Source organism: Nostoc sp. CHAB 5836 (assembly GCF_020829445.1).
In the GTDB taxonomy this organism is placed as follows: Bacteria; Cyanobacteriota; Cyanobacteriia; order Cyanobacteriales; family Nostocaceae; genus Nostoc.
Genome location: NZ_JAIVFV010000034.1, coordinates 33397 through 50557, shown reverse-complemented (window position 1 = coordinate 50557; position 17161 = coordinate 33397). Strand labels below are relative to the sequence as shown.

General features: G+C 38.5%; 3 protein-coding genes. All 3 read left to right on the top strand.

All coding sequences use genetic code 11. The features are described from left to right. Positions 1–5 precede the first annotated feature (5 nt). The gene (locus LC605_RS09775; protein WP_229547361.1) at positions 6–5648 is read left to right on the top strand and encodes a type I polyketide synthase; all 5643 of its coding nucleotides are present in this window, start codon (positions 6–8) and stop codon (positions 5646–5648) included. An 80-nt stretch (positions 5649–5728) separates the two neighbouring features. After that, positions 5729–6658 (top strand): class I SAM-dependent methyltransferase, encoded by a 930-nt coding sequence (locus LC605_RS09770; RefSeq protein WP_229547360.1) that lies wholly within the window; start codon positions 5729–5731, stop codon positions 6656–6658. Positions 6659–6693: 35 nt separating this feature from the next. After that, a complete protein-coding gene (locus LC605_RS09765) occupies positions 6694–17133 on the top strand; it encodes a non-ribosomal peptide synthetase/type I polyketide synthase (protein WP_229547359.1) in 10440 nt (3479 codons plus the stop codon). Positions 17134–17161 lie beyond the last annotated feature (28 nt).

Sequence of the window (17161 nt, the reverse complement as noted above, 5' to 3'; positions counted from 1 at the left end):
TAAGTTTGCGCGTCTCCACTGTATTAGGACTATCAAAAAATGAAGTAGTATCTCCCCAACAAGGCTTTTTTGATATGGGGATGGACTCTCTCACCTCTACAGAACTTCGTAATCTTATCCAAACAGATTTTAATTGTTCTTTACCCACAACAATTACCTTTCGTTTCCCCAATGTCGAAACGTTAGCAGATTATCTCCTGGGAGAAGTTTTAAATATCTCTGACGTGCATCAACTTAACACCCAATTTAAAGCCTCTCTCCCTGTGGGGGAGAGGTTTGGAGAGGGGTTATTCGGGAAACTATCAGAAAAACCACAACCAGAAGAAGATCCAATTGTCATTGTCGGGATGGCTTGCAGATTTCCTGGTGGTGCAGATGATCTCAAATCATTCTGGCAACTTTTAGAGCAGGGTAAAGATGCGGTGAGAGAAATTCCCGGCGATCGCTGGGATATAAAAGCGTGGTATCATCCCGATCCAGATGCACCAGGAAAAATATATTCTCCTTACGGCGCATTTTTAGAAAAAATAGATCAATTTGATGCCGAATTTTTCAGCATTCTCCCCCGCGAAGCTGTCGCTATAGATCCGCAACAGCGCCTACTATTAGAAACAACTTGGCAAGCTTTAGAATCTGCCGGTCAAAATCCCCAACAGTTACGCAACAGTCAAACTGGCGTTTTTGTGGGGGCAATGACTCAAGACTATGCACAATTGAGTTATGCTCCAGAAGCAATCAACGCCTATACTGGTTCTGGAACTTCTGTTAGTGTAGCCGCCGGTCGTCTTTCTTATGTACTAGGCTTGCAAGGGCCATCAATGACAGTTGATACTGCTTGTTCTTCTTCATTAGTCGCAGTACATTTGGCTTGTAATGCCTTGCGTAATGGTGAGTGTGACGTTGCCTTAGCGGGTGGTGTCAACGTAATTTTAACCCCGATAATTTCCTTAATTGAAAGTCGCGCCCAGATGCTTGCACCTGATGGACGTTGCAAGACTTTTGATGCAAGTGCCAATGGCATGGTGCGGGGCGAAGGTTGTGGGATGATTGTTCTCAAGCGGTTGAGTCAAGCAGTTAAAAATGGCGATCGCATTTTAGCTAAAGTTTACAGTACAGCCGTGAATCACGATGGCCCCAGTAGTGGGTTGACCGTACCTAATGGTGATGCTCAAGAAAAATTATTACATCAAGCACTGAATACAGCGAAACTAAAACCAGAGCAGATAGATTTTATTGAAGCTCATGGTACCGGTACTGCGATCGGCGATCCGATTGAATTAGAAAGTATGGCTGCGGTGTTTGGAAACCGCCCCCAAAATCGCCCTTTAATTATTGGTTCTGTCAAAACTAATTTAGGGCATTTAGAAGGAGCAGCCGGAATTGCTGGGTTAATCAAAACTGTTTTAGCCTTGCAACATCATAAAATTCCACCGCATCTTCACTTTGAAAAACCCAATCCCCGTTTTGATTGGAGTTCTCATATTTTTGAAGTTCCAGTACATGGTAAAAACTGGCATCCTAGTGAACGAGAACGAATTGCGGGTGTGAGTTCCTTTGGATTTAGTGGTACCAATGCCCATATTATTGTGGGAGAAATTGCATCTAATTCCTCACAAAAATCTGAGCATCAGCTTTACCTTTTACCTCTTTCAGCTCGTTCTGAAAAATCTCTCCAAGAGTTAGCAAAAAATTATCAATCAGTTTTAAATGAATCTGTAAATTTAGCCGATGCTTGTTTTACCGCTAGTACAGGACGGGCTAATTTCCGCCATCGATTGTGTATTCTAGCCGACTCAATCACCACAGCCGAAAAAGCGCTTACTGATTTCCAGAAAGGTGAGGATTCTGATCAGATAATTACGCCAATTGCATCAGAAACTCAATCAAACGTAGCTTTTCTATTTTCCGGACAAGGTTCTCAATATTCAGGGATGGGACAAACTCTTTATCAAAAAGAACCTGTCTTTAAAAATACTCTAGATATTTGTGACAAAATTCTGCAACCTATTTTAGGAACATCGCTGTTAGATTTAATATTTGAATTGCCAAATAGCGATTTGCTCGAACAGACTCAAATCACACAGCCAGCGTTGTTTTCCCTGGAATACGCACTTGCTAAATTATGGCAATCTTGGGGAATACAACCCTCGGCACTTTTAGGACATAGCATTGGTGAATATGTCGCAGCTTGTTTAGCTGGAGTCTTTTCTTTAGAAGATGCTCTGCAATTAGTTAGCCAACGCGGCCGCTTAATGGGAGAACTACCGCATAATGGAGCTATGACAGCAATTTACGCTGATTATGAAACAGTAACAGCTTATATTGCTCCATATCGCAATCAAGTTAATATTGCCGCAGCTAATGGGGCAATTACTGTAATTTCTGGCTTGAATGAAATTGTTGAGCAACTAGAAAAACTTTTTATAGAACAAAGTTATAAAACTAGACGTTTAGCTGTATCTCACGCTTTTCACTCTGCTTTAATGGAGCCAATTATTGATGAGTTTGCTGAGGTTTTGCATAGAGTTTCTTTCTATGAACCAAGCTTGACTATTATTAGCAATGTCACGGGTAAACCAATTGGTAAAGAAATTGCTACTCCCGATTATTGGCTACAACATATTCGCAGCACTGTGCATTTTGGTCAAGGATTTCAATTCTTAATTGACAGTGGTTATCGCTGTTTTCTGGAGTTGGGAGCGAAGCCTGTCTTACTGGGTATGGCGAGACTTAGTTCTCAACTCAAAGAAGTATTATATCTACCTAGTATCGTCCCTGGAAAAGATGAGCAAGCGCAGATGTACAGAAGTTTGGCGACACTTTTTGTTAATGGTTATTCTCTAGAATGGGCGGAGGTATTTAAGCAAGGAAAGCGGATTGATTTACCTACTTATCCGTTTCAACGAGAACGCTATTGGTTGTCAAGTTCACAATTTTCTGTAGCTGATATTAAAACTAAGCTGCATCCTTTTATTAGTGATTTCAAAAAGTTAGCTACAGGAGAAATTATTTTTGAGGGAGATATAAGTTCTGATCATCCAGGTTATCTTGAGGGACATCAGGTATTTGGAAAAATCTTATTTCCGGCGACGGGTTTTATTGAAGCGATTTTAGCAGCTAGTCAGAAAATATTTACTGATGGGTTGACTATACAAAATGTTTCGATTCATCAGGGGTTGTTATTATCTCAATCTCAAACTACATTGCAAATAATTTTTAAACCGAAAAAATCATCTGGCTATGCTTTTGAGATATTTAGTAGTGATTCATCACAAGATAAGTGGGTTCTTCATGTTAGTGGTGAGATTAAAGCTAAAAATGAATATGAAAATCTCACGCACAGACGCAGAGACGCAGAGGAAAGCGGAGGGGAATCTGTTGCTATCTCTCGATTTTATGAGCTTTATGAGCAGATGGGGATTAGCTATGGAAAGGGATTTCGAGCTATTGAAGAATTACGTTATTTAGGGAATGGTTCTCAGGCTAAGATTAGTATCGATCGCAGTTTAGTAGATGAGCGTTATTGTCTTCATCCTGTGCTTTTAGATGCTTGTTTCCAAAGTATTGGCGCGGCTTTCCCAGAAATTCACGGTAAGGAGTTGCATTTACCTTATGGTTTCTCTTCGTTGGAATTTTTTGGAAATCCTGGTTCTCAAGCTGGGACACGCGTTTATATTAAGTCTGATACTAATGGCGAAATGACTGTAGATGTCGATGTTTATGATGAACAAGAACGGCTTTGCGCTCGGTTTACAGATTTAGTTGCACGGCGGACTAATCCGATGGCTTTGCAGCGTTTATGGCAAGAAAATACAAAAAATTGGTTTTACCAAGTTGAATGGCAAAAGCTGAATTCAATTTCAAAAGTTACAGCCAATGCTAACAATTCTTGGTTAGTATTTGGACATCATGTTCCAATTTTTAATCAGTTGATAGCGTTATTGAAACAATCTGGAGAGCAAGTCATTACCGTGGAAATGGGTGATGATTATCAACGCCGTTCTCAAAACAATTTTGTCATCAATCCATCTCAAAAATCTGATTTTGAGCGTTTGTATCAAGAAGCATATCCATCGGGAGAATTTCCGACAGGGGTGATTTTTACTGTGGAAGCAGATACAGTTTACAAAAGTTGTAATACAGCATTGCACTTAATTCAAACCATCACCGCTAAGTGGCAGAAGTTACCTAATTTATGGTTACTAACTCGCGCTGCAAATCAAGTGTTAGCTGATAATTATGTACAACCTGAACAGTCTGGACTATGGGGATTAGGAGCAGTCATTAATAACGAATATCCCCAAATGCGTTGTGTATGTTTGGATTTATCACCCACAGTAGAACCTGATGAAGCTGAATTTTTGTTCAACGAATTACACACTTCAAGCAGTGAGTCGCGCCTAGCTTTACGTCAAGGAAACCGCTATGGTGCAAGGTTAGTATCTGCGACAATTCCCACAGCACAAAAACAGCAGTTAGTGAGCAAAGAAGGAGCTTATTTAATTACTGGTGGTTTGGGTAAACTTGGCTTGTTAATGGCTGAGTGGTTATCAAAAATGGGTGCTAGTCATATAGTTTTGTGTAGCCGGAATGTTAAATCTCAACCAGAAGCGATCGCCTCATTAACCAAAAATGGTATACAACAGGTTACAATTATCGGCGCTGATATTACCTCCCCAGCAGATATAGAACAAATATTCTCTCGTTTTGGCACAGATTTACCTTCTTTACGCGGGGTAATTCACGCGGCTGGTGTCTTAGATGATGGTCTTTTAGTCAATCAAAATTGGGAAAGATATCAAAATGTTATGCGTCCCAAAGTAGAAGGCACTTTATTATTAGACCGCTACACCCGCAATCTATCTTTAGACTTTTTTATAGTCTTTTCTTCTGCTGCTGTAATCCTCGGTTCACCCGGTCAAAGTAGTTACGCTGCTGCTAATGCTTTTATGGATGCTTTAATGCAGCAACGCCGAAATTTAGGCTTACCAGGTATCAGCATTAATTGGGGAGCATGGGATACAGGTAATGAAATGCACAAACAACGTTTTGCTAGTTGGGGTATTCAAAGTATGTCTTCTGATACTGCTCTAGAATATCTCAGTCAATTGATTTTAGGCAACGTTTCTCAAGGAGCAATTATCGATATTGATTGGTCTACTTTTAATCAAGCTTTTAAGATTAATCAACCATTCTTTAAAGAAGTAATCACACCAACAAAAAATAGTCAAAATGCCAAATTATTAGAAAAATTAAAATCTGTATCTATAGATGAGAGAGCAACAACTTTATCTCAAGGGATTGAGCAAGTATTACGGCAGGTAACTGGATTAAGTGCAACTAGCGTGATTCCTCAACAAACTTCTTTCTTAGAGTTAGGTTTAAACTCGTTAATGGTACTAGAATTTAAAAATAGGTTAGAAAGTAATTTAGCTTGCACTTTATCTTCATCTGTGATATTTGACTATCCTAATATCACAAGTCTGAGTAATTATTTAAGAGAAGAAGTATTAGCTGATAGGATTGAATTTGAGGTAAAAATTAACTCCCAAACAGATGTTCTAAATCCTTATGACAGTCTTGATGAAGCTGAACTGGCAATACTACTTAATCAAAAATTAGCAGAGCTTGACCAATATGGTGAATGAATATTCAGGCTAACTATTTATCAGATAGCAAAACTTCAGCAGAGCGAAATTTTTTATTTAAAAAATAGGAGAATATAACTGTGGAAAATGTTGGCAAAATTCCTTTCAACTATGAATGGCGAAATCGTTGGATAATCATCAAAGAATTTATCCAGAATCCAGTTAAAGAAATATGGTTTTTACGAGACAAATTTAAGGTGTCTGAACTTTACACAGGTTTAGCCAAACGAGATCGGGATCTTAACAATCCCAATATTCCCCAATGGCTCAATTTTGGCTATTGGCAAGAAGAAACAACTTACAATGGAGCTTGTGCCGCCTTAGCCCGTAAATTAGGAGAAATTGCCGAACTTAGCCCTGGAGACCAAGTTTTGGATGTTGGCTTCGGTTTTGCTGAACAAGATATGCTGTGGATACGTGAAAACAACGTGGGCGCAATTGCTGGTATAAATACTACAGAGATCCAAGTAGAAATTGCTAAAGAACGAGTAGCTAGGGCAGGACTAGCGGAACGAATAAATCTTCAGGTAGGTTCGGCAACGGAAATGCCTTTTACAGAGAATTCTTTTGATAAAGTGACAGCTTTAGAATGTGCTTTTCATTTCAATACCCGTGAGGATTTTTTTGCGGAAGCATTTCGAGTTTTGCGTCCTGGTGGGAAACTAGCATTAGCAGATTGTTTGCCTAGAGTCGGACGAGACATTAACTTTTGGCTGCGCGTCAATAGCAATAAAATGTGTATTCCTTTTGCCAACCAATATGACCAACATATTTATGTCGAAAAACTCAAAAAACATGGATTTGTAAATATTCAAGCCATCCCAATTAGCGAATATGTTTTTCCGGCAGCTGTTCATTACTTTACCCAGGTAGGTCAACAGATTAGTAAACACGATATAGTGATCAATCTCCAGAAAGATAATCCAGGAATTGAAGCTTGGTCGAGAGATAGGGGTTGGTTTATGGCATTTGATGATTATGTTTTATTTTCCGGCGAAAAACCCAATTAGATATTTCCAGAGAATAAAAAATCGCAAACAGAAGAATGACTCAAAATATAGATCATAAAAAACTAATAGCCGCAACCTTGAAAAAAATGGAGGCAATGCAAGCTCGCATTACCGAATTAGAAACGATACAAAGTGAGCCAATTGCTGTTGTTGGAATGGGATGTCGTTTCCCCGGAGGCATAAATTCTCCTGAAGCTTATTGGAATTATTGTCAAGCCGGACTTGATGCAATTGTAGAAGTTCCTCAAAGCCGTTGGGATATCTCCAAATTTTATGCTCAAGAACCCACTCCCGGTAAAATGAATACTCGTTATGGAGGATTTCTCCAAGAGGAGATTAACGAATTTGATGCCCGTTTCTTTTCTATATCTTCCCGCGAAGCCACCTCAATGGACCCTCAACAAAGGTTACTACTTAAAGTGACGTGGGAAGCTTTAGAAAATGCCAATATACCACCGACTAATTTAGTCGGCGATCGCGTGGGTGTGTTTATTGGAATTACCAGTGTTGACCACGCCATGACGGTCTACAAAAGCAATTATGACGAAATCGATTCTTTTTTTGGCACAGGAAATGCCCTGAGTGCCGCCGCAGGTAGGTTATCTTATTTTCTCAACCTCCGCGGCCCTTGTATGTCTATTGATGCGGCTTGTGCTTCTTCACTAGTTGCTATTCACCAAGGTATTCGCAGCTTAAGAAATAATGAATGCGAATTAGCTTTGGTTGGTGGGGTAAATCTCATCTTAAATCCCGCAATTACAATTAACCTTTCCCAGTCGGGGATGATGTCTCCAGATGGTCGCTGTAAGACCTTTGATGCGGCTGCAAATGGTTATGTGCGGGGAGAAGGCTGTGGGGTTTTAGTGTTGAAACGCTTGTCTGTAGCTGAGAAAAAGAGCGATCGCATCCTCGCTATCTTACGAGGCTCTGCGGTCAATCATAACGGTGCAGCCGCCGGTTTAACAGTTCCCAGTGGCCCCGCGCAACAAGATTTACTCCGTCAAGCCTTAGCTGATGCCAGAGTATCTCCCCAAGAAATTGGGTATATAGAAGCACATGGGACTGGAACACCTTTAGGAGATCCCATAGAAATGAATGCGATCGCGGCTGTTTATGGAGAGCGATCGCAACCTCTTTACGTCGGTTCAGTTAAAACCAATATCGGACATCTTGAAGCAGCCGCAGGTATAGCGGGAACCATCAAAACGATTCTCGCCCTCCAACATGGCGAAATTCCGCCTCATCTCCACTTCCAAGACCCTAATCCCCTAATTAATTGGCAAGGATATCCGATCAAAATTCCTAGTCAAACAACACCCTGGTCTAACAATAACGAAGTCCGCATCGCTGGAGTGAGTTCCTTCGGTTTTTCTGGAACCAATGCTCATGTAATTGTCGAACAAGCACCCGTTACAAAAACAATAGAAATCAAGCTACAACGTCCGAGCCATTTGTTAACAATTTCTGCCCATAATGAAACTGCTCTGAAAGAATTAGCGCAACGTTTTTACACTCATCTAGAATCTCATCCAGAAATTGGAGATATCTGCCACAGTGCAGCCATAGGTAGATCGCCCTTACCCGAACGATTGGCGATCGTTGCAGATACATTACCAGAATTGCAACAAAAATTATCAGCTTTTATTGACGAAAAAACTCTTGAGAATTTGACTTATTATCAACGTTTTCCAGGAGAAAAACAGACAAAAATAGTCTTTCTTTTCACTGGTCAAGGAGCTTGCTATGCAGGTATGGGTCATCAACTCTACCAAAGCCAACCGACATTTCGCAAATATATTGATAAATGTGCCGAAATTTTAGCGAATCATTTAGAGCATTCATTACAAGATATATTATTTGGTAATCAAACAGATTTACTCAATCAAACTGCATACGCTCAACCAGCTATATTTGCTCTAGAATATTCTCTTGCCATGCTGTGGCAATCTTGGGGAATCGAACCCAGCTTATTAATTGGGCATAGCGTTGGCGAATATGTAGCAGCTTGTATTGCCGGAGTATTTAGCTTAGAATCAGGCCTACAATTAGTTGTTAAACGTGGGCAATTAATGCAAACTGTGCCTACAGGAAAAATGGCTTCAGTTTTTGCAGATGAAGCAACGGTACTGTCTCTTATGAAAAATTACAGTGATACAGTTTCCATTGCAGCCATTAATCATCCTCAACAAATTGTAATTTCTGGAGAAAGTAATAGCATTAATGAGATTGTAGCCAACTGCAAAAACCAAAAAATTTCTGTTCAATTACTATCAGTGAGCGGTGCTTTTCATTCTCCATTAATCGAGCCAATTTTAGATGAATTTGAAACTGCTGCTCAGACGATTTTTTATCATCATCCCAAAAATCTGCTAATTTCAGGAATTGACGGACAACCTATAGAAAATGTACCCGATGCAAGTTACTGGAGACAACAATGCCGTCAACCTGTGCAATTTTTGCAAAGTCTAGTTACTGCTTTAAATAAAGGATATAACCTGTTTTTAGAAGTTGGCCCAAGACCAATCCTAGCCGAACAAGGTCGTCGTTATAACGATGAAGCTATCTGGTTGAGTTCTCTAAATAGAGATTTGGATAACTGGCATACAATGCTGGCAACACTAGCCAAACTCTACATTAATGGAGTTAGTTTTCATGCTGAAAAATTTAATGAAGATTACGGCTACAGAAATGTACAATTACCGACCTATCCCTTTCAAAGAAAACGCTTCCAATTTCAGTCGGCTATTTTAGTTGAACCTAACCAAATTAACGAAGTTTATATAGAAAGAGGACAAACTGAAATGACCATAGCAAAAGTTTCAAACAACCAAAAATATCAGCAAGAGATTCGCAATAAGTTAAAGTCTATTTTAGCTATCCTGCTCAAAGAAAATGAAAATGATATTAGAGATGATGAAACTTTATTAAATCTCGGAGCAGATTCTATTATTTTGACTGACTTTGCTCGCAAAATTGAAGAAAAATTTAGCGTCAAGGTCAAAATAGACCAATTATTCACCGATTTACAAACAATTGTTGATATAGCTAATTATCTGTCTGATTCTATTGAACAGGAACCATTAGAGATATCTGATGAAATATCAGTAGCCAATACATTAAATCCTACCTCAGAATTAAATAATTACCTGTGGGTAATTTCCCAATTACAACCAATTGCTGTTGCCTATATTCTCAAAGCTTTGGGAGCATTAGGTAAGAAACTAAATAAGGCAGAAACTTGGACAACAGAAGACTTATTTCAAACTTTGCCCATAGCCTCAAAATATCATATTTTAGTTACTCGTTATTTAAAAACTCTAGAGCAAGCGGGAATTATTCAAAATCAAGGTAATCTCTGGACGGCAAAAAACCTACCTACACCTTTTTCTTTACCAGAAGCTATAGAAAATCTGCAAAAAACTTGTTCAGCAGCCAAACCTGAGTTAGAAATGCTGCAACGCTGTGGAGAAAATCTAGCAGAAGTTCTCAAAGGTAATATAGATCCTTTAGAGTTAATTTTTCCAGCAGGTTCAGTAATTCATGCAGAAAGTATATATGGCAATTCTCCTGTATCTCGTTTAATGAATCAACGAGTAGCCCAAGAAATTAATCGAATTTTAAACAGTTTTGCTAGTAGCGATCGCCCCTACCAAATTATCGAAGTCGGAGGTGGTACAGGTGCGACTTCTGAAGCAATTCTTAATGGGCTAAATCTCAATGACGTAAATTATTCTTTTACCGAACTATCTCCTGTTTTATTAAATAAAGCACGTCAAAAGTTTCAGAATACAGATAATCTCAACTTCCACCAATTAGATATTGAAAAATCACCCGTTTCTCAAGGGCTACCAGCACATTCTTATCATATAGTTGTTGCCGCTAATGTGCTTCACAGTACCCGAAATATTACAGAAACCCTAAATCATATCCGGGAATTACTACTTCCCGGTGGTTTCTTAATAGTACTAGAAACAGTAGAAAATAATTCTTGGCTAGATTTAACCTTTGGACTTACACCAGGATGGTGGCGCTTTCAAGATAAAGAGTTACGTTTAGATACTCCATTGTTGAGTGCAGAAACTTGGTGTTCTGTTTTAAAACGCTGTGGTTTTGCCACTGCGAATAGTTTTTCTCAACAAAACAATCTCAGCATCTACAATGGGCAAGAGTTAATTATTGCTTCCACCTCTGCTGAAAGTGCTATTCTCAGCCAACCGAAAACACTACCTATATCAATACAAACTTCTGGGAAAGAAGCTTTGATGATGGCTCAATTACAATCTTTGAAAGACCTCAAAGATATACATGAAAAAACCATTATCAAGCAATTAGAAATACTCCAATCTGCATCCGTTGCATCAAGCCCTACGTCAGAAGTTTTAATTAGACAGACAGAAACGTCGCCTCCTCAACAAGCCAAAATAGAAATTGCACCTCACCCCCACAAAGTTAAAACTGATTTACCTAAAACAACTAGTTCTCCAAGCTTAAACCCATTAGCCTTAAAGCTGAATGAAAACAAATCTTTAACGGAAAAGCAACAAGCTTTTATCAACAATTTAGAGATTACTTATAATCAAAGAACAGCAAAATCTAAGGCATATTCACAAAATAGCCGTAAAACAATGGTTGATGTCAAACCTACCATTGACTTCCGTATGACTTTAAAAGAATTTCAATATCCCATTGTCTCAGAATCAGCCCAAGGTGCATATTTTCGGGATATTGACGGCAATGATTACATCGACTTAGCAATGGGATTTGGTGTAAACTTTTTTGGTCACAGTCCTGATTTCGTGATTGAAGCAGTTCAGCAGCAAATGCAACACGGAATCGGATTAGGAATGCAATCTAATATTGCAGCAGAAACGGCTGCTTTAATTAGTGAAATAACTGGTGTAGAACGGGTTGCTTTTAGTAATACGGGAACAGAAGCAATTATGGCAGCAGTTCGCATTGCTCGTTCTCGAACAAAACGCCAAAAAGTTGTGCTATTTTCTGGTTCGTATCATGGTACTTTTGATGGTATTTTAGCACGAGTTGGAGAGGAGCCAGAAACATCTCAACCATTGAGTCTTGGTACACCAGTAGGAATGGTTGAAGACATCATAATTCTTACTTATGGAGCCGAAGAAAGTCTAGAAATAATTGCTGCTCAAGCTGAGAATTTAGCAGCAGTCTTGGTTGAACCTGTGCAAAGTCGTAAACCCGATTTACAGCCTAAAGAATTTCTCCAAAAATTACGTAAATTGACTCATGAAAAAGAGATTGCATTAATTTTTGATGAAATTATTACTGGATTTCGCATGGCTCTAGGAGGAGCGCAGGAATTGTTTGAAGTTGAGGCAGATATAGTAGTTTATGGTAAGGCAATCGGTGGTGGTTTACCTATTAGTATGATCTGTGGCAAAGCAGATTTATTAGATACAATTGATGGCGGTTTTTGGAGTTATGGAGATAATTCTCATCCGCAAACAGAATTAACTGCTTATGGTGGGACTTTCTGTCGCCATCCTTTAGCTCTGGCTGCTTGTCGTGCAGTGTTGCTACATTTACGCGAACAAGGTGGAACACTTCAGAAACGAGTAAATCAATTAACTAATCGATTAGCAACAGAAGTTAATGAATTCTTTCAAGAAATCGGAATTCCTATTCGCATCGTTAATTTTGGTTCTCTGTTTCGCTTTGAACCCTTTGGAGCTTATAGTCTTTTTCTGCAACCAATCGAATTGCCGCTCTTTTATTACTTGCTAAATCTCAAAGGCGTTTATACATGGGAAAAACGAGTTTGTTTTCTCTCCACATATCATACTAATGAAGATATAGATAAAGTAGTAATTGCTGTCAAAGAAGCTATTAGAGAACTGCGACAAGCGGGTTTTTTTGAAAATGCCAAACCACCCCAACCAAAGAAAAGAGAAGAAAGCGATCGCTCTGACGATGAAGATGGTAGGGATAATGTAAAGCAGACATTTCCGACTAGTGAAGCCCAACGTCAGCTTTGGCTATTGGCAGAATTAGACGCAACAGCTTCTGCATCATATAACGTTACTACTTCCTTAGAATTGCGTGGTTACATAGATATTTCATCTTTACAGCAAGCTATTAATGAAGTAGTAAATCGTCATGAAGCTTTGCGAACTAAAATCTTAGAGCAAGGCGAACTCCAAGAAGTTATCAAGAGTGTCAAAATTGACCTCCCGTTAATTAATTTAATAGATGCAGAAAATCCCGAAGCAGCTGCTTTAACATTAAGAACTCATCTATCTCAAAAGCCTTTTGACTTGGGTATAGCTCCATTATTTGCGGCTCTGTTGATGCGTTTAGCACCTGAACATTATTTGCTATCTTTAAAAACCCATCATATCGTTGCTGATGGTTGGTCACTAGGGCTAATTTTAAATGAAATCGGTAAACTTTATTCAGCCAAAATTGGTGCTGCTACAGACAATTTAGCGCCACCAATGCAGTTTTCCCAATATTTAGCTTTGCGACAGCAAGAAGCGCAAAGTCCACAGATGCAAGAGCATCGTGATTTTTGGTTGAAAATCTATGAGGGAGAAATTCCCGTATTTGAGCTTCCGACTGACTTTTCCCGTCCGGCTGTCAAAACTTACACAGGAGGTAGAGAAAGTAAAATTATTGCTCCTCAACTGTGGCGAAATTTGCAAACTGTAGGCCGCAAAAACCAAGCAACATTATTTATGACGATGTTCGCCGCTTACACAGCTTTTCTGTGTCGAATTTCTGGTCATGATGATTTAGTAATTGGTATTCCCATTTCTGGACGACAATTTGAGGGAAGTGATGAGTTAGTTGGCTTTTGTTCGCAATTTTTACCAGTTCGTATTCAGACAAATATCACTGCTTCATTTGTTGAACATCTTCGTCATACTAAAGAAACCCTCATAGCCGCTTTTAAGCATCAAAGTCACGCTTTAGAAGAATTATTGGCAGCTTTACAATTACAACGGGATTTTTCCCGTTCTCCCTTGATATCCGTATCTTTCAATATGGACCCTAGTTTAACTCTACCTCAGTTTGAGGGATTAAAAGTATCGCTGCCACCAGAGCCAATTGGATATACTCCTTTTGATTTGGGCTTTAATTTCATCGAAATAAATGACGCGCTCATTGTCTACTGCAACTACAATACAGAACTGTTTAAATCAGAAACTATTAAACAGTTTTTAGCAAGTTTTGAAATTTTGATGGAAGGCGTAATTAATAATGGCAATAGTTCACTTTCTCAGTTGCCTTTATTAACACAGTTGCAAGAAGAAAAATTACTGTCGGAGTTAGCAGGCGAAACAATAGATTGGCCCAAAAATGCAACAATTATTGATGATTTCATTGCTAAAGTTAACTCTACACCAAATGCACCAGCATTAGTTGTTGGGGAAACCACTCTCAGTTATCGAGAATTGAATGAAAAAGTAAATCGATTAACGAATTGCTTACATGAGAAATATCAGCTTGGTTCAGGAAAAGCGATCGCCCTAATTCTAGAACGTAACCAAAACTTAATTATCGGCATCCTTGCTGCTTTTAAATCTGGAGCAACCTATGTTCCGATAGATCCAGAATATCCTCAGAAGCGCATCGATTTTATCTTAAATGATAGCGGTTCTCAAATATGTCTGACTGAAAGTAATTTCGGTTCTCAATTACCTCAAGACATAGAAGCAATTTGTTTAGATAAAATCGATGATATTCTGGCAGAATACGACAATAATGAACCTAAAATTAAACCAGACTCTAGCCAAACTGCCTATATTTTATATACTTCTGGCTCAACAGGGAACCCTAAAGGAGTCATGGGTTGTCACATCTCTATTTTGAATGTAATTCGGAGTTTACGACTTACCTTTGACTTAGATAAACATCCGGAATGGCGCTATATTTTCACCGCACCTGTTACCCACGATCCATCTTTGCGGAATATTTTTCTGCCGTTGACAATTGGTGCTGCTTTATATATGTACGAAGTCAAACATATAGGGCATTTAGTTTCCTTTTTACAGGAAAACCAAATTAATGCACTGCACACAACGCCATCTATTTATCGGGAAATTTTGGCTGTACTCGACAATAAAGAAACTATCCCCAGCTTAAAATATATCTCTTCAGGGGGAGAAAAATTAGACAGAGAAACTGCGATCGCTTTAAGAAAACGTTTCCAAGCTGATATCGTCAGCAATGTCTACGGTTCCACAGAAACTTGTGTAGGAGTAGCTCAATATACAATAGACGAAAATTTAAATACAGATGTACCCCTTGGTCGCGTTTTCCATAACAATCGCTTATTTGTGCTTGATGAATTCAATAACACTGTACCTCTTCATGTAGTAGGTGAAATTTGTGTAGAAGGTGTAGCATTAGCAGCCGGTTATCACAATCTCCCGCAAATCACCACAGAAAAATTTCAACCCAGCTTTATAAATAAGGGAAAAACTCTCTTTAGAACGGGAGATTTAGGTAAACAAATCGCCGCAGGTGTGATTGAATTTATTGGTCGTAAAGATAATCAAGTGAAAGTAAATGGTTATCGGATAGATCCAGGAGAAATTGAATACCAACTTAGCCGCCATTCTCAAATTGAGAGAGCAATTGTATTGTCTTTTAATGTAGATAATCAAACCCAGCTATCTGCCTATTGTCAAACTGATAAAGACATAGAAGTTTCCGAAATTAGGGAATTTCTATCTAACTCTTTACCAGTTTACATGATTCCTACTTCCTTGATATTTTTAAAGCAATTTCCTCTAACCAGACATGGCAAAATTGACTGGCGATCGCTTGCTGAACTCAACAAGATAAGTAAGCTAACCCTGGCAATTTATACTGCACCGCGCAATAATTTAGAGTCTAAGCTAGTAAATATTTGGGAAAAAATTCTTACCAAACAACCCATTGGCATTTTTGATAACTTCTTTGAAATTGGTGGACACTCACTACTGCTTTCGAGAGTGGTAACTCACGTTCATAAAGAATTAAATGTGTTGGTAAAATTAGCTGACTTTTTTAAAGTTCCCACCATCGCCGCATTAGCAGCTTTAATAGCGAACACCGAATATGACTATCAAGAACCCATACCAGCAATAACTCAGCAAAAATCTTATCCTATGTCTCATGGGCAACGCCGCCTTTGGGCTTTAGAATTCCTCGATCGCAATCATACTGCTTACGGAATGCCCAGTGCTTATGAATTTCATGGTGATTTAAATATTGCTGCCTTTGAAAATGCCTTTCAAAATTTGATCCAACGCCACGAAATCTTACGTACTAACTTTACATTAATAGATAATGAACCGCGTCAAATTGTCCATGAAAAAATAGATTTTGCAGTCAAGCAAATAGATTTGATGGAGTCCGATAAAAAAGCAGAAATCATTTCTGAAGCAATTCATAATAATGCCAAAACTACTTTTAATTTAGAAACAGGGTCTTTACTCAAAGTTAACTTATTAAAAGTCAGCCAACAGAGCTATATAGTTCTCTTTAATATGCACCATATCATTTCAGATGGTTGGTCAGCAGGTGTTTTAATTAAAGATTTTCTCGCTTTTTATCATGCTTACGGACAAGAGAATGTAGAACTACCACCACCTTTAAGGATTCATTATAAAGATTATACTTACTGGCAAGAAAAGCTTTTAGCAACGTCTAAGTTACAAGTACAAGGTGATTACTGGCTGCTGAAATTGACTCCTACTCCTACACGGATTAACTTACCTTTAGATTATGCCCGTCCATTGGTTCAAAATTTTCAAGGCTCTGCGGTTATCTGGAAGCCAAAACAAGAATTAATCAAGCATTTTAGGGAATTAGTCAAAAATCAAGAATCTAGTTTGTTTATGGGGTTAGTAACTTTAGTCAAGAGTTTTCTGTTTCGCTACACTGAACAAAATGAGATTACAGTAGGCTCTCCTATAGCTGGCAGAAATCATCCTGATTTAGAAGAACAAATTGGTTTTTATGTTAATACCTTAGTCTTAAGGGATCAAATAGCAGCAGAGGATAGTTTTGCTACTTTACTTGCCAAAGTAAGAACAACCACACTAGAAGCTTATGACAATCAAGAATATCCTTTCGACAAATTAGTATCAGATTTAAATTTCCAGCGCGATTCTAGTCGTAATCCTCTATTTGATACTGTTGTTGTTTTGCAAAATAATCAAAATGTACAGCTAGTAATAGATGGAATTACTGTTAACTCTTTTGACCAAAAAGTTGTGAGTGCTAAATTCGATCTAGAATTTATTTTTGTGGAAGAGGCAGAACTATATCTGAAGCTAATCTATAATACAGATATATTTGCCGAGGAACGTATCTCATTGATCCTAAAATTGTTAAAAGGTCTGCTAGAAGAAATAGTAGAATCTCCGAAAATACCATTGTTCAAGCTGTCTTTTAACAGAGAAAATTTTGACAAAGAAGATAGCAATCTTTTTTCAACAAATTTTAATTTTTAGTAACCCATACAGTTAAAGTAGGAGAAAA